This window comes from Streptomyces spinoverrucosus (assembly GCF_015712165.1).
GTDB lineage: Bacteria > Actinomycetota > Actinomycetes > Streptomycetales > Streptomycetaceae > Streptomyces > Streptomyces spinoverrucosus_A.
On the sequence record NZ_JADPZX010000001.1, the window covers coordinates 4,099,527 to 4,114,562 of the forward strand.

12 protein-coding genes are annotated in these 15,036 nt (G+C 75.3%); 6 read left to right on the forward strand and 6 right to left on the reverse strand.

The window, feature by feature from the left end:
- Positions 1–61 precede the first annotated feature (61 nt).
- Together I2W78_RS18425 and I2W78_RS18430 are read left to right on the forward strand one after the other, a co-directional pair.
- Positions 62–1,063 carry a permease gene (locus I2W78_RS18425; protein ID WP_196461379.1) on the forward strand — a complete coding sequence of 334 codons (1,002 nt, stop codon included), beginning with the start codon at positions 62–64 and terminating at the stop codon, positions 1,061–1,063.
- Positions 1,060–1,761 (forward strand): TIGR03943 family putative permease subunit, encoded by a 702-nt coding sequence (locus I2W78_RS18430; protein ID WP_196464616.1) that lies wholly within the window; start codon positions 1,060–1,062, stop codon positions 1,759–1,761. The genes I2W78_RS18425 and I2W78_RS18430 overlap by 4 nt, the downstream gene beginning before the upstream one ends.
- A 46-nt stretch (positions 1,762–1,807) precedes the next feature.
- Here I2W78_RS18430 and I2W78_RS18435 read toward each other — a convergent pair whose 3' ends face one another.
- From I2W78_RS18435 to I2W78_RS18455, 5 genes are all read right to left on the reverse strand, one after another.
- The gene (locus I2W78_RS18435) at positions 1,808–3,163 is read right to left on the reverse strand and encodes an extracellular solute-binding protein (RefSeq protein ID WP_196461381.1); all 1,356 of its coding nucleotides are present in this window, start codon (positions 3,161–3,163) and stop codon (positions 1,808–1,810) included.
- On the reverse strand, positions 3,163–6,351 hold the full coding sequence (locus I2W78_RS18440; RefSeq protein ID WP_307783714.1) for a caspase family protein: 3,189 nt from the start codon (positions 6,349–6,351) through the stop codon (positions 3,163–3,165). Before I2W78_RS18440 ends, I2W78_RS18435 begins: the two co-directional genes overlap by 1 nt.
- Before the next feature lie 4 nt (positions 6,352–6,355).
- Complete coding sequence (locus I2W78_RS18445; RefSeq protein WP_196461383.1) at positions 6,356–6,715, reverse strand: hypothetical protein; 360 nt, start codon at positions 6,713–6,715, stop codon at positions 6,356–6,358.
- Between the two features lie 72 nt (positions 6,716–6,787).
- On the reverse strand, positions 6,788–7,843 hold the full coding sequence (locus I2W78_RS18450; protein ID WP_196461385.1) for a hypothetical protein: 1,056 nt from the start codon (positions 7,841–7,843) through the stop codon (positions 6,788–6,790).
- A gap of 49 nt (positions 7,844–7,892) precedes the next feature.
- Positions 7,893–9,110, reverse strand: a complete 1,218-nt coding sequence (locus I2W78_RS18455) for a PP2C family protein-serine/threonine phosphatase (protein ID WP_196461387.1) — start codon at positions 9,108–9,110, stop codon at positions 7,893–7,895.
- A 118-nt stretch (positions 9,111–9,228) separates the two neighbouring features.
- On the opposite strand from I2W78_RS18455, the gene I2W78_RS18460 reads away from it, so the two are divergent.
- Positions 9,229–9,720 carry a hypothetical protein gene (locus I2W78_RS18460; protein ID WP_196461389.1) on the forward strand — a complete coding sequence of 164 codons (492 nt, stop codon included), beginning with the start codon at positions 9,229–9,231 and terminating at the stop codon, positions 9,718–9,720.
- 278 nt (positions 9,721–9,998) lie between these two features.
- Positions 9,999–10,925, forward strand: a complete 927-nt coding sequence (locus I2W78_RS18465; protein ID WP_307783715.1) for a hypothetical protein — start codon at positions 9,999–10,001, stop codon at positions 10,923–10,925.
- Here the strand turns inward: I2W78_RS18465 and I2W78_RS18470 are convergent.
- Positions 10,831–12,150, reverse strand: a complete 1,320-nt coding sequence (locus I2W78_RS18470) for an aminotransferase-like domain-containing protein (RefSeq protein ID WP_196461393.1) — start codon at positions 12,148–12,150, stop codon at positions 10,831–10,833. The genes I2W78_RS18465 and I2W78_RS18470 overlap by 95 nt on opposite strands.
- An 85-nt stretch (positions 12,151–12,235) precedes the next feature.
- Between I2W78_RS18470 and I2W78_RS18475 the strand changes: the two genes are divergently transcribed.
- The gene (locus tag I2W78_RS18475; RefSeq protein WP_196461395.1) at positions 12,236–13,018 is read left to right on the forward strand and encodes an alpha/beta fold hydrolase; all 783 of its coding nucleotides are present in this window, start codon (positions 12,236–12,238) and stop codon (positions 13,016–13,018) included.
- Positions 13,019–13,085: 67 nt separating this feature from the next.
- Positions 13,086–15,032, forward strand: a complete 1,947-nt coding sequence (locus tag I2W78_RS18480) for an FUSC family protein (protein WP_196461397.1) — start codon at positions 13,086–13,088, stop codon at positions 15,030–15,032.
- The last annotated feature ends 4 nt before the right edge of the window (positions 15,033–15,036 follow it).

Sequence of the window (15,036 nt, forward strand, 5' to 3'; positions counted from 1 at the left end):
GACGCACAGCGGCCCTGGTTAACCTCCGCGAGCATCTACGGGACGACCGGAAGCAAGGCGCGTGGAGAACCAACGGACACTGGCCGACGGCCTGCGGCTCGGCATCCGCGCGCTCGTCTGCACCGCCGTCGGCGGCACCGCACTGATCACCGTCGCGACCGTCGCCTCCGTGCTCGGGCCGGTGCTGGCGCTCGACCTCTACACCCCGCCCGTCGCGGCCTGGTGGACGGTGTTCACCGCGATCGCCGTGCAGGGCGTGCCGTTCCTGCTGCTCGGCACGGTGGTGTCGGCGGCGATCGGCGCGTTCGTGCCCGAGCGGGTGTTCACCCGGCTCCTGCCGCGCAACCAGGCCCTCGGCGTCCCCGTCGCGGGCGCCGCCGGGGTCGTACTGCCCGGCTGCGAGTGCGCCTCCGTACCGGTGGCGGGCAGCCTCATACGGCGCGGTGTGGCCCCCGCGGCGGCCCTCGCCTTCCTCCTCTCCGCGCCCGCGATCAACCCGGTCGTGCTCGTCGCGACCTCGATCGCGTTCCCGGGACAGCCGGAAATGGTGCTCGGCCGGCTCCTCGCCTCCCTGGCCGCGGCGGTGGTGATGGGCTGGCTGTGGGCCCGGTTCGGCCAGGAGCGGTGGCTACGGCCACCCGGCAAACCCTCGGCAACGGGCGGCGGCCTGCGGGGCTTCGCCCACGGCCTCCAGCACGACTTCCTGCACGCCGGCGGCTTCCTGGTGCTGGGCGCGGCCGCCGCGGCGACCTTCAACATCGCCGTGCCCCGCTCCGTCCTGGACGTCTTCACCGGGTCCCCCTGGCTGTCCGTCCTCCTGCTCGCCCTGCTCGCCGTCGTGCTGTGCGTGTGCAGCGAGGCCGACGCCTTCGTCGCCGCCTCGCTGAGCGGCTTCTCGCCGACCGCGCGGCTGACGTTCATGGTCGTCGGGCCGATGGTCGACCTGAAGCTGATCGCGTTGCAGGCGGGCACGTTCGGGCGGGCCTTCGCGGTGCGGTTCGCGTCGGTGACATGGGTGGTCGCGGTGGCGTGCGCCGCGCTGGTGGGGTGGTGGCTGCTGTGAGGCGCTACGGGCCGGCGGTGCTGCTCCTGCTCACCGGGGCGGCGGTGCTGCGGATCTCACTGTTCGGTGACCTGTATCTGCGGTATGTGCAGGCGGGGCTCAGGCCGTATCTGATCGTGTCCGGCTGCGCGCTGGTACTGCTGGCGGTGGTGTCGGCGATCATCAGCAGGCGCCCGTACGACGACGGCTGCCAAGGTCACCGGCACGGACCCGGCGTCGCCTGGCTGCTCACCCTTCCCGCCCTCGCCCTGCTGTTCTTCCCGCCGCCCGCCCTCGGCTCGTACAGCGCCGAGCGGGAGGCGGCGGCGCGGGCCGCGCAGGGCGTCGGGACCTTCCCCGCGCTGCCGAAGGCGAAGGTGCTCGACCTCACCCTCGCCGAGTTCGGTTCCCGGGCGATCTACGACAGCGGGCGCTCGCTGAAGGGCCGTACCGTCCGCCTGACCGGCTTCGTCACCCGGGACGACGACGGCACCTGGTACGTCACCCGGCTCCTGATCTCCTGCTGCGCTGCCGACGCCAGCACGAGCAAGGTCGAGATCCGGGGGGTGGAGGCCCCGCCGACGGATACGTGGGTTGCCGTCACCGGGACCTGGCATCCCGAGGGCAGGCTCGGCACGGACGAGGCGTGGCCGGCCGTGCTCGACGCCGGGGACGTGAGGACGGTGCCGGAACCGGCGAATCCGTACGAGAAGCGGTGAGCCGCTCCGCGACCGCGGCGGAGCCGCATATTGACGCAGCTTCACGTCAGTCGGGCAGCGCCCTCTTCAGCGCCGCGTCCAGGCTCTCCGCCAGTGCCGCGTCCCCCGGTGGGGTGTCGTCGAACAGGGCTCCCAGTCGACCTGTGAAGGTCTGGGTGAAGGCGCCGTACAGGGCGGTGCGCGGGCGTTGTACGGCGGCCCGCAGGGCCGGGAGCAGGGTGCCGCGGGCGTAGGCGGGGCGGCCGGCGGTGTCGCGGGGCATGCGGTCGGTGCTCTCGCCGGACGGGGACGGCGCGGCGGCCGGCGCGGTGCAGCGCACGGCGTCGTCCGTGTACGCCGACACGCGCGTCGCCGCGAACCCCGCGTCCAGCAGACAGCGTTCGCTCTCCTTGCCGGTGAGGTACCTGATCAGCTCCACCGCCTTCGCCGGCCGCTGGGAGGCCCCGGTCACCGCGAGGTTCTGCCCGCCGAGGACGGCCCGGCCGGGCAGCGGGGCGACGCCGAGCTGTTCGGGGGTGAGGCTCTGGTGCAGGGTGCGGTAGGCGTACGGCCAGTGCCGCAGGAACGCGGTGCGGCCGTCCGCGAAGTCACCGAGGGTCGCGGCCTCGTCGGAGTGGACGGCGTCCTTCAGCAGGTACGGCGCCTGGGTGCGGCGGCGCAGCTCCGCGATGCCGTCGGTCAGCTCGCCGACGGTGGCGCTGTAGTGGCCGTCGGCGTCGGTGAGCGCGAGGTCGGGCACGGCCGACGCGAACGCCTCGACGGCGTTGACCGTGCGGCCCTCGTAGGCGGCGAGCTGGGTGGTCCAGCCCTTCTCGTAGCCCTCGGGCGGGTTCTCGTCGAGGGAGTCGGCCATGGCCTGCAGCTCCCCCCAGTCCAGGCCACCGCTCAGGTCGGTGCGCTGCACGCCCCCGGCGCGGAGGTGGTCGCGCCGGTAGTAGAGGAGGCCGACGTCGCTGTTGAACGGCACCGAGTACACCTTCTCGCGCCAGCGGGCGGTGTCGGCGACGGACTCGATGACGTCGGTGTCGAGCACCTCGTCGGGCAGCGGGCGGACCAGGCCGGCGGCGGCGAACTCCGGCACCCAGGTCACGTCGAGGATGACGACGTCGTAGGCGGCGCTGCCGGACTGGAGGGCGCCGAGCAGCTGGCTGCGCTGTTCGTCGGCGCTGCCGGGGAGTTCGACCAGGCGGGCCCGGTAGCCGGTGCCGTCCTTCTCCTGCTGCCGGTTCCAGGCGTCGATGAGCTGCTGCCGGATGCCGTTCTTGCCGGTGACGTCCCGCCCGCCGGCGACCACGATGTCGCCGGGCACGTCGGCGGTGGGCTCGGGCCGCGTGCCGTCCCCGCCGCCGGTGCAGGCGGCGAGCAGCAGCAGGGCCAGCAGGGCCGCGAGCCGTCGGATCATCACTGCTCCCCCGTTCCGGTGCGGGCGACCTCGGCGCTCAGGCCCGTGCCGAGTTCGTCGTCGGCGTCCAGGCAGCGGCCGCCGCTCGCCGCCGAGATCAGGGCGTCCGGCCGGCCCGCGGCGCAGCCGCCGCTCTCCAGCGACACCATGGTGATCGGCACGTTCGTCAGGCGCGCCCGGCTCAGGACGTCCTCAAGGCGGGGTCCGGTGAGCCGGCCGGCGTCCTCGTCGTCGGTGACGAGCACGATCAGCTGGGGCCGGTCGTCGTCGGCGCCGCGCTCCGCCATGTCGTCCAGCGCGGCCACCAGGGCGGCGTACGGATCGGCCTCGGCGTCCCGGACCCGGGCCCCGGCGTCGATCGCGGCCTCGGCGGACCGGCGGCTGTGCGGGCCGAAGGGCAGCAGGGTCTCGTAGGAGCGGTTCCCGGCGCTGTCCGCCACCGCCCACACGCCGTACTCGTCCCGCCCCCCGAGCCCGCCCAGCGACTGCTTCAGCAGACCGGGTCCGCCGCTCGGCCCCCGCCACCGCCCGGCCATCGAACCGGAGCTGTCGAGCAGGAACAGCACCCGCCCGGGCCCGCGCGCGTCCCGGTACTTGCGCAGGGCCGTGTCCATCGCGTCCCGCCCGGCGGACTCGATCAGCAGGGAGGGCGCGGGCAGCACGCCGTCGGCGACCTCGCCCGGGTCCAGCAGGGCCCGGTCGCCGTCGGCGGCGCGGAAACCGGCCGCGCCGAAGGCGGCCCGCCCGCCCGCACCGGCGAGCCACGCCCTGAAACCCTCGGCCGCCTCGTCGCGTGCGGCCCGGTCCCGGTCGGCGCCCGCCCAGCGGACCCGGACGAAGACGGGCTCCAGGCCGGGCACGTCGCCGGGGTACTGGGCGGTGCGCGGGCTGCGCGTCGTACGGTCGCAGCCGACGCCGCTCTTCAGCAGGAACTCCGGTACGAGGGCGGCGGTGCGGTGGTCGACGGCGTCGTCGTCGGGCAGCGCGCACAGCAGGTCGGCGGCCGTGGGGGAGGGCGGTCCCGGCGGGACGAGCCGCTGCTCCACCCGGCCCGGGTCGGTGCCCGTGCCGTACAGGCCGATCGTGGCGAGCAGCGCCGCGTCCGCGAACTCCGGGTCGGGGCGGCGCACTTCGGCGTCCTCGTGCCGCTCGCGCAGCCCGTCGAGCATCCCGGTCAGCGGGCCGCCGACCCGCTCGTCCAGGGAGGTGGCGGCGAGCCTGGTGGGCACGGCGAGGACGATCGGGGAGTACGCCAGCGCCCGGTCGTCCGGCTCCAGGCGGGCCAGCGCGTCGGTGTCCTGGCCGGTGGTGACGCGGGCGACGTCCGCCGGCGAGCCGGGGATCCAGATGTCGGGCTGGGGGCCGATGTCGCGCTGCGGGTTGAGGTCCTCGTCGCGGGGTTCGTGCCATGCGCCCGACTCGCGGCGCAGCGCGGTGACCGCGTCGGCGGAGCCCGCGCTGTAGACGGTGATGCCGCTGCGCCGGCAGCCGTCGCCGGTGGTGTTGGCGTCCGACGTCAGATACGCGTCGGCCGCCGCGCCGACCGTCGCCTCCAGGTCGGGGTCGGTCAGGACGCGCAGTTCGAGGGGCGGGACGCAGGCCGAGGAGCCGCCGACCAGGCCCGTGATGCCGTAGACCCCGAGGCCGGTGGCGGTGAGGGAGAGCAGGACGGTGACCCAGCCGAGACGCCGGGCGGCCCGGATCAGGTGGGGTAAGCGGCGAACGCGGTCGGCGACGGGGCCGTGGGACGGAGGAGCCTGCGGGGGCTGCTCCGGCTGCCGCGCGGGCGGTCGTACGGCGCCTGAGTGGGCCGGGGGCGCGGCCTCGCCGCCACGGCCGTGCGAGGGCCGGGGCTGCTCCGGCTGCCGAGCGGACGGTCGTACGGACCCGGGGTGGCCGCCCGGGGGCGCGGCCTCGCCGCTACGGCCGTGCGAGGGCCCGGGGTGGCCCGGCTGCCGTGCGGGCCCGGGGTGGGCCGGGGGCGCGGCCTCGCCGCCACGACCGTGTGAGGGCCCGGGGTGGCCCGGAGGCGCCGCCTCGCCGCTACGGCCGTGCGAGGGCCCGGGGTGACCCGGCTGCCGTGCGGGCCCGGGGTGGGCCGGGGGCGCGGCCTCGCCGCTACGACCGTGTGAGGGCCTGGGGTGGCCCGGAGGCGCCGCCTCGCCGCCACGACCGTGCGAGGGCCCGGGCTGCTCGGGCTGCCGCGCGGGCCCGGGGTGGGCCAGAGGCGCCGCCTCACCGCCACGGCCGTCCGAGGGCCCGGGCTGCCCCGGAGGCGCCGCCTCGCCGCCACGGCCGTGCGAGGGCCGGGGCTGCTTGGCGTGCGGCCGTACCGGGCCGGGGTGGCCCGGGACCGCGGGCCCGCCGCTGCGGCCGTGCGGCCGGCGCGGCTGCTTCGTGTGCGGCCGTACGGGGCCGGGGACGGCGCCCGTCCGTCGTACGCCCTGGTCGTCCCGTGCCGACAGCAGCACGTCCTCGTCGTGTTCCGCCCGGCTCTGGGGCGTCCACGGCTCTCCCCGCATCGTCTCGTGACGGCCTTCGGCCATCCGCTTGCGCAGTGCGTCCGAGACGTCCTGGAACCCCGACTCGCCGGGCGCGTCGAGCAGGCGGAGCAGCTCCCCGGTGAACGGCGTCGGCGTCCCGCCGTCCCCCGCGTCGGTGCGGTGGTTGGCCTGCACGCTCATCAGCAGCAGGAAGCGCCGCTTGTCCCGGATGTGGTCCCAGATCCACGCCGCGTTGCCCGCGAAACAGCAGTCGAGGACCACCACGATCCGCTCGGCCGGGCTGTTGGCCAGCCAGGTCAGCAGGTTCGTGAACATCTCCGCGCCGGGGAAGACGGCGTGCCCGCCCGCGATCACGCGCGCGTCGCGCATCTGCAGGAACAGCTCGTCGCCCGCGCTGGGGATGGCCCCGTGCCCGGCGAAGTACAGCAACAGCAGCCCCTCGGCCTGCTCGACGGCCGCTTCCAGCGCGCGTTGGAAACGCTCCAGGGAGGGCGAGCGCGCGACGGTGATCTCGTCCTCGCCGAAGACCCCGCCGTGGGCGAGGGTGTCCCGGAGCCGGTCCAGGTTGTGCTCGACGGCCGGGAGGTCGCCGGGCACACCGTGCGGCGGCTCGGTGAAGTCGTACGTGGAGACACCCACCAGCAGTGCCCGGTTCACCCTCCCCCGGGGGTCGAAACGGGTCACCGGTCTACCCGTCGAGGTCCACTGGGTCCACGCTGCTCTCGGGCGGATCGCCGTCCTCCACCTCGCGCCGGTTCTCCCGCCAGGCCTCCACGGCCCGGCCGACCTGCGCCAGCAGCTGGTTGAAGCCGACGGTCGCGGCCGCGCTGACCAGCGCGACGACGATCTCCATGCCGACGCCCATGGGCGCGCCGGTCTCGTCGGTGCGGCGCCGCTCCTGGATGCGGAGCCGGCCCGCCCGCACCAGCTCGTCCAGGCCCTGCTCCCGCTCCAGCCACCTGCGCAGGGCGCCTATGTCGCTCTCGGTCGCGCTCTCGTCCAACCGGACGCGGACGACCCGGCCCGCCACTTGGTCCCCGTCAGCCATAACTCACCATCATGGCAGCGGGGTTGTGGCCTGGGGAGGGTCCGGACGCGGGTGGTGCGTGCGAAGCCGCGTTCAGTGCTGCGTCTGGAGCTGCCGCAGCTGCCGCTGTACGTGGTCCAGGGCGCCGACCCGCCGGCCCGGCACCCGGCCGCGCAACTCGGCGAGCAGGGAACCGAGTTCGCGGGCCCGCGCCGGGTCGCGGACCTCGCCCCACTGGTGGTGGGCGCGGTCGACGGCCGCCTCGACGGCGGGCGCGTCCGGCGCCTGCCCGGCGGCCAGCCGCGCCGACGCCACCGCCAGCCAGGTACGGCAGCTGCGGGCCGCGTCCCCCGCGAACATCGCCAGATCCGCCCGCACCTCCGTCCAGTGCAGCGCCTCCTCGGAGGCGGCACCGTGCGCCCGTACGGCCGCCTGCTCCCACCGCGCGGCCAGCCCGTCGGCGTCGGCGTGCCGCCCGGCCTGTACGGCGGCGGAGATGGCGGCGTGCGGATCGCTCACGCCGGGCGCCCGCGTGGCGAGCACGATCCCCGGGGCCTCACCCGTGATCCGGCTCAGCGCCTGCTGGTGCAGTTGCTCCACGGGCGGCCGGTGCCCGCTGCGGAGTATGGTCGCGACGGCCTTCATGTACGACGGGTCGGCCACCGTACGCCGGTGCGGCGGCGGCGCGATCCGCCCGTACACGGCGCAGTTCGGCCCGGAGTCGAGCGGCGCGCCGCACAGCCGCTCCCAGCTCTCCGCGTCCGCGTGCAGATCGAGCAGGACGGTCGTGGTGCCCGGCGCGCGCAGCCGCAGTTCCTCCCGGAACCAGTGCCAGGGGAAGCCCGTGTAGCGCACGGTGGCCGGCGTCGTGCGCGCCAGCGCCAGATGCGGCAGCCGCTGCCGCCGGTCCAGCAGGAGCTGCCCGGTGACGAACACCGTCAGCGGGCCCACGGTCCCGGCGGCCGCCCGCAGCCGCGTCAGCACGGCCTGCGGCTCCACGGGGTCGGCCAGCTCGACGACGTTCGCGGTGTCGGTGCCCGCCAGCACCCCGGGTGGCACGGCCGCCAGCACGGGGAGCACCGTCGCCGCGTCCACCAGCCGGCCCTTCCCCACGGGCGAGGCGGCCACCAGCAACACGGTCCCCGGCATGGTCCCTCCCTGTCGATCACGTACGTCAGCACCGTAACCGCTGTACCGGTCACCCCGGCCCGGGACGGCGGACCCCCGACTGAATCCTCCGCACGGCGAACACCGTCGTGTCGTCCTCCAGATGCCCCTGCGCGTGCCGCAGCACCCCGTCCCGTACGAAGGCCACCAGCCGGCGCGGCTTGGTGACGCGCGGGTCCGTGGTGAGCGCGCGGGTCACCTCGGCGGCCAGCGGATAGAACGCGCCGTCCCGGGCGCGGGCCTCGGTGACGCCGTCCGTGGTGAGCAGGAGGGTCTCGTCCACGGCAAAGGGGAACCGGCGGACCGGGGGCAGGGTGGGGACGCCCGGTGGGGCGAGGTCGCCCAGGCCGAGGGGGAGGCCACCGCCCGTGGGCAGGGTGCGCACGCCTCGTGGGCCGGCGATGAGCGGGGGGTCGTGGCCGAAGTTGACGACGTCCACCGTGCCCGTCGTGTCCCGGGGAAAGCCGAGCAGCAGGGCGGTGGCGAAGCGGTCGCTGTCCGGACGGCCGAGGGCGGCGGTGTGGTCCTGGTGCCGTCGGATGCGCACCTCCATGCGCTCGGCGACCGTGGCGAGGTCCGGCTCGTGGTATCCGGCCTCGCGGAACGTGCCCAGCAGGGCCGCCGCCGCCTCGACCGCGCCGAGGCCCTTGCCCTGGACGTCGCCGACCAGGACCCGGGTGCCGTGCGGGCCGGGCTGGATGTCGTAGAAGTCGCCGCCGACCCGGGCGTCGGCGTCGGCGGTCAGGTACACCGCCGCGTGGTCGAGGCCGCCCCACCGCGCGGGCAGCGGGCGCAGGACGGTCCGGTGGATCGTCTCGACGACGCCGCGGATGCGCAGGATGTGCTCCTCACCGCGGATGCGGACCGCGCAGGCCGCCGTGGCCAGCAGGCCGCCCAGTGCGACCAGGATGAGGTCGGGCAGCCCGGCCCGGAGCTCGTCGGGCCACGCGCGGTCCACGACGAGATACGCCAGCAGCGACAGCACCGCGAAGGCGGCCGTCCCCCACGCCCCGCAGATCGCGGCGGCGATACCGGGCACCAGCACGATCCAGGAGATGATCCGGAAGTCACCGGTGGTGTTGGCGTCCACCGTCGCGATCCCCAGCAGGAGCAGCAGCGGCGGCAGCCAGGCGACGCTGCGGCCGCGCACGCGCAGCACCTGGTGCCGCAGGGCCTCCCGGCGCCCGGCGCGGGGGTACCGTTCGAGCAGGCTCTGCAGCCCGCCGCCCCCCGTCACGGGCCTGGTCATGCACCACAGCGAAGCACGCCGCCGTGCCGTGCGCATCCCTGTCCCGGCCACCCGACTTGCCGCCCGCCCTCGCGCGGTGTGCCCTGGAAGGCGGGGGTGAGGAGAGAGGAGTGCTCCCATGGCTCATGCGGCACCCGCGCCCGGCGCGCGCCCGCCCGGCGCACCCGCACCCGTCACCAGCCCGTACGGCGCGTCGGCCACCCGGCCCGGCCGCACCCGCACGCCCGACGTCTTCAGCCCGCGCACGCACGCGATCGCGCGGTGGGCCGGACCGGTCTGCGTCGGGCTGATCTACGGCTACTGGGCCGCGGCCAACCGACGCCACGTCGGCCCCACCTCGGAACCCATCACCGGCTGGAACCTGCTGTTCGGCTTCGTCACCGCGCTCGCGTTCGTCCTGGCGTACGCCGCCGTGCGCGAGCTGGCCAAGCGGCTGCGGCGCGGGGCGCACGCGCTGGCCTGGGCGGCCTTCTGGGGCGTCGCGTTCGGCTTCCTGTACAGCCAGACCGACTACAGCGTGCTGCGCTCGGCCTGCATGTCGCTGGTGGTCGCGGGGGCCGTGCTGGCGGTGCTGTTCTACCGCTACTACACGCGCGGGAACACCGACTAGCGCCGATCCGTTCTCGCTCCTCGATCCAGGACACGCGTATCCAGGACGCACGTATCCGGGACGCACGTGGACCCCGGCAGGATGGCCGGGGTCCACGTCTTCCCTCATCCCTCCACTCACCGGACGACGGACAGCACGCCCCGGTCGTCCGACGAGGTCCCGAGAAACGCTTCCCTTCCAGGAAACACCCGTTCGGCCCAACCCTCCACCGGAGACACGGCCACCCGATTGCAGGCGCACCGCTCGCGGCGCCCCCTGCTGGGCCGTTGCCTGAAAGGGTGTCCCCCAGGCCAGCTCACGCCCCCCGCCTGCGCGGCGCGTTGTCCGCCGCGCTGATCGCGCTGTGCTGCCTGCTGGTCCCGCTCGCCGCCCTGGCCGCCTGGGCGGCGTACGGCCTCACCGACACCGGCCGTTACGTCCGCACGATGGCGCCGCTGGCCGGTGACCCGGCCGTGCGGGACGCGGTCGCGGACACGCTCGGGGACGAGGTGGCACACCGGATCGACGGCACGCGGGGCGTCACGGGCCCGTTCGTGCGGGACGCGGTGCGCTCGTTCACCCGGACCGACGCCTTCCGGGCGGGCTGGGACGCGGCGAACCGGGCCGCGCACGACGCCGTGCTGCGCGCCCTGCGCGACGACAACCGCCCCCGCGCCGCCCCGGTCACCGTCGACCTGGCCCCGGTCACCACCAGCGTCAAACACCGACTCGCCGACGACAACGCGCCGTTGGCCCACCACATCCCGGTCCGCCACACCGAGGTCGCGGTGCTCGCGCCCCACGAACTGGACCGGCTCCGAAAGGGATACGACGTGCTGGAAGTCGCCGCCCTCTGGCTGCCGGTCGCGGCGGTCACCTTCGCCGTCGCCGGGATCACCGTCGCGACCTGCCGCCGCCGCGCGATCACCGCCACCGCCCTCGGCACGGCCCTCGGCGGCGCCCTGCTCGGCGCGGCCGTGGCACTCGGCCGCGCGCTCACCCTGTCCGACCTGCCCGCCTCGGTCTCCCGGCCCGCCGTCGGCGCGGTCTACGACGCCCTCACCGCGACCCTGCGCACCACGTCCTGGCTGCTCGTGGCGCTCGGCCTCACGGTCGCCCTGGCCACCTGGCTCACCGGCCGCTACGGCCATCTCGTACGACGTCGGCCAGCACCCGTGACGCCCGCTCCAGTTCCGGCTCAGCAGCCGACGCGAGCCCAAGCCTGACGGCGTCCGGCGTCCGGTGCACGCCTACGGCGAAGGCGGTCCCGGGCGTGACGGCGATGCCGTGCGCGGCGGCGGCCGCGGCGAAGGTGTCCGCCCGCCACGGCGCCGGCAGCTCCCACCAGGCGTAATAGGCCTGCGGATCGCTCCGTACGGCGAAGTCGCCCAGCCACCGCCGGACGATTCGCTGCCGCCGCGCCGCGTCCGCCCGCTTGGCCGCCACCAGCCGCCGCACGGTTCCGTCCCCGAGCCATCCCTCCGCCGCCCGCAGCGCGAACCGCCCCGCACTCCATCCCCCGGACCGGATCGCGCTCGCCACCGCGTCCACCCGCTCCGGCGGTACGACGAGAAACCCGACGGTGAGTCCGGGCGCGACGCGCTTGGACAGACCGTCGACGACGTGGGTGAGGTGCGGCGCGTGGACGGCGAGGGGCGGCTCGGGCCGGAGGAAGGACCAGATGCGGTCCTCGACGATCGGGATGTCCAAGTCGCTCGCGGCCCGCGCCACCTGGCGCTTGCGTTCCTCGCTCATCGTCACCGACGTCGGGTTGTGCAGCGTCGGCTGGACGTAGAGCGCGGACAGGGGTGTGCCGCGGTGGGCGTCTGTCAGCGACTGGGGGAGGAGCCCGTCCTGGTCCATGGCGAGCGGCACGAGGGTGATGCCGAGCCGGGCGGCGATCTCCTTCACCAGCGGATACGTCAGCTCCTCGACGCCGACCCGGCCGCCGGGCCGGACCAGGGAGGCGAGGGCGGCGGCGATCGCCTGCCGGGCGTTGCCGGTGAACAGCAGCCGGGCCGGATCGGGGCAGCCGAGGAGCGCGGCGGCGGCCTCGCGGGCCGGGGCCGTGCCGGCGGCGGCGGCCGGGCGGAGGGCCTCGGTGAGAGCGTGGGGGTCGAGGAGGGGTGCGAGGGCGGGGGCGAGGAGGGCGGACTGGCCGGGAGCGGTCGGGTAGTTGAGTTCGAGGTTGACGGGGGCGGTGGTCGACGGCTCGGCGAGCGCCCGTCCCCCTCGCGCGTCCGGCGTGGCCCGGACGAAGGTGCCGCGCCCGACCTCGCCCACCACCAGTCCCCGGCGCACGAGTTCGCCGTACACCCGCCCGGCCGTCGACGCGGCGATTCCGCGTCGCCGCGCGAACGCCCGCTGCGGAGGCAGCCGTTGGCCGGGCTTGAGCCGCCCGGCGGCGATGTCGGCGGCGATGCGGTCGGCCAGCGCCAGATAGTCGTCCATGTCGCCCGCCCTCGTCGGATCCTGATTGCACCGAGGGCAAAGATCCTATTGCACCGAGGAGTTGGGCGAGCCTAGGGTCGATCACATGACCTCCTTCCTCGCATACGAGGACAAAGGCGCCGACACGTCGTCCCGGCTGCCGCTCGTCCTCGTCCACGGCCACCCCTTCGACCGCACGATGTGGGCGCCGCAGATCGAGACGTTCGCCGCCGAGCGCCGCGTCATCGCCCCCGACCTGCGGGGCTACGGCGCGTCCCCGGTCACCCCCGGCATCACCCCGCTCGCCCGCTTCGCGCAGGACATCGGGGCCCTGCTGGACGAGCTGAAGGTGGAGTCGTACGTGCTGGCCGGGCTGTCGATGGGCGGCCAGATCGCGATGGAGTGCTACGCCCGCTTCGGCGAGCACGTCCGGGGCCTGGTCCTGGCCGACACCTTCCCGGCGGCCGAGACACCGCAGGGCAGGCGCGCCCGCAACGCGACGGCGGACCGGCTGCTCCGGGAGGGCATGCGGGGGTACGCCGACGAGGTGCTGGGGAAAATGGTCGCCCCGTACGCGTCCGCCCAGGTCAAGACCCACGTCCACGGCATGATGACCGGTACCCCGCCGGAGGGCGCCGCGGCGGCCCTGCGCGGCCGGGCCGAACGCCCCGACTACCGCGAACTGCTGACCCGCGTCACGGTCCCGGCCCTGGTGGTGGTCGGCGCGGACGACGAGTACACGCCGGTGTCCGACGCCCGCGCCATGCACGCGGCCCTGCCCGACTCCACCCTCCACGTGATCGAGGGCGCGGCCCACATGCCGAACCTGGAACGCCCGGACGACTTCAACGCGGCGCTGCGGGAATTCCTGTCCCGCGTGGACGGGTGACCTCCCGGCTGATCAATCAGCACAAACAACCGCAAGCCAGGCGGACCGGACGGTCATAATGGTCCCCATGTCCCGCGAGTTCCCCGTCAGTCTCACGCCGCCCGACTGGCTGGTCAGGAACCTCCGGGCGCAGCAGGCGCCGGTCAACCGGCCCGCCGTCGCCCGGGCGGCCGTCGCGATGGCGCTGCCGCTCGCCATCGGCCTCGCGATCGGCCGGCCCGCCTACGGCGCCCTCGCCTCCATGGGCGCCATGTTCGGCGTCATCAGCGACACGTCCGCCGCCTACCGGCTGCGGGTGCTCACCATCGCCGTGCCGCAGCTCTTCGGCGCCGTCGGCGTCACCCTCGGCACCCTCGTCCACGGCCAGGGCTGGATCGCCGTCGCCACCGTCACCGGCGTCGCGCTGGTCTCCGGGATGATCTCGACGATCGGCGCGATCTCCTCCGCATCGGGGCTGCTCCTGCTGCTGAACGCCGTGATCGGGGCGGCGCTGCCGCTGCCCGGCGAGTGGTGGACGGCGCCCCTGCTGCTGGCCGGCGGCGGGCTGCTCGTACTGCTCCTCGCCCTGCTCGCCTGGCCGCTGCGCTTCGGGCTCCCCGAACGCACCGCCGTCGCCGACACCTACCGGGCCGTCGCCGACCTGCTCGACGCCTGCGGCACCGACTCCGCGGTGGACTACGACGACGCCCGCCACCTGGCCACCCTCGCCCTCAACGAGGCCTACGACCTGGTCCTGTCCCACCGCGCCCACCATCACGGCCGCAGCCCGGAACTGACCCGGCTGGTCGCCCAGTTGAACGCCGTCACCCCGGTCGTCGAGGCCGCCCCCGCCGTCCACCTCTGCGGCCGGCCCCTGCCGCCCGAGATCCCGGCGGCGACCCGCGCCATCGCCGACGCCGTGGAGTCCGGCCGCACCGAACCGCTCCCGCTCCACCTGCCGGCCCCCACCTGCGAGACCGCCCGCGCGGTGGACCACGCCCTGCGCCACGCCGCCGACGTCGTCACCGCGCCGGAGGTCGACCCGCGCGGCATCGACGACCGCCTCGGCGGCCCCGCCGCCCTCGGCGTCCGTACCGCCCGGGCCGCCCGCAACGCCGTCCTGTCGGCCAACTCCTGGCGCTACGGGCTGCGCCTCGCCCTGTGCATCGGCATCGCCCAGGCCCTGGTCTCCCTCATCCCCTTCCCGCGCTCCTACTGGGTCGCCCTGACCGTCACGTTCGTCCTCAAGCCCGACTACGGCTCGGTCTTCTCCCGCGCCCTGCTGCGCGCGCTCGGCACGGTCGCCGGGCTGGTCGTCGCGGCGGCGGTGCTCGCGGAGGTGCCGCGCGGCTGGTGGGACGTAGCGGTCCTGCTGCTGCTCGCCCCGCTGATCCCGGCACTCACCCCGCGCGGGTACGGCTACCAGACCGCCGCCATCACGCCGGTGATCCTGCTCCTGTCCGACATCCTCAACCAGGAGGGCACCGACCTGCTGCTGCCCCGCCTCGTCGACTCCCTGATGGGCTGCGCGATCGCGCTGATCTTCGGGTATCTGCTGTGGCCGGAGAGCTGGCAGACCCGGGTCGGCACCCGCCTCGCCGACGCGGTGGCGGACACGGCCCGCTACGTCGAGACCGCCTTCGCCGCCACGGCGGACCCCGCGGCCCGCGCCCGGATGCGCCGCCGTCTGTACCGCGACCTGTCCGGCATCCGTACGGAGTTCCAGCGCGCCCTCACCGAGCCCCCGCCCACCGGCCGCCGCGCCGCCGCGTGGTGGCCGCTGGTCGTCGCCGTGGAACGCATCGTGGACGCGACGACGGCGGCGCGGGTCCGCATCAGACACGGATCCGCACCGCCGTCGAAGGCAGAGATCGACCAGGTGGCCCTGCAGCTGAGGGAACTCTCCGAGGGCCTGCGCGAGGCGGAGACCCTCACTCCCGTCCGCACCGACCTGACGGGCCCGGCGGGCAGCGTCCTGGAGCCGCTGCGACAGGAGGTGGCGGCGGCGCGAGCGATCGCGTCACCGCACACCTGAGGCC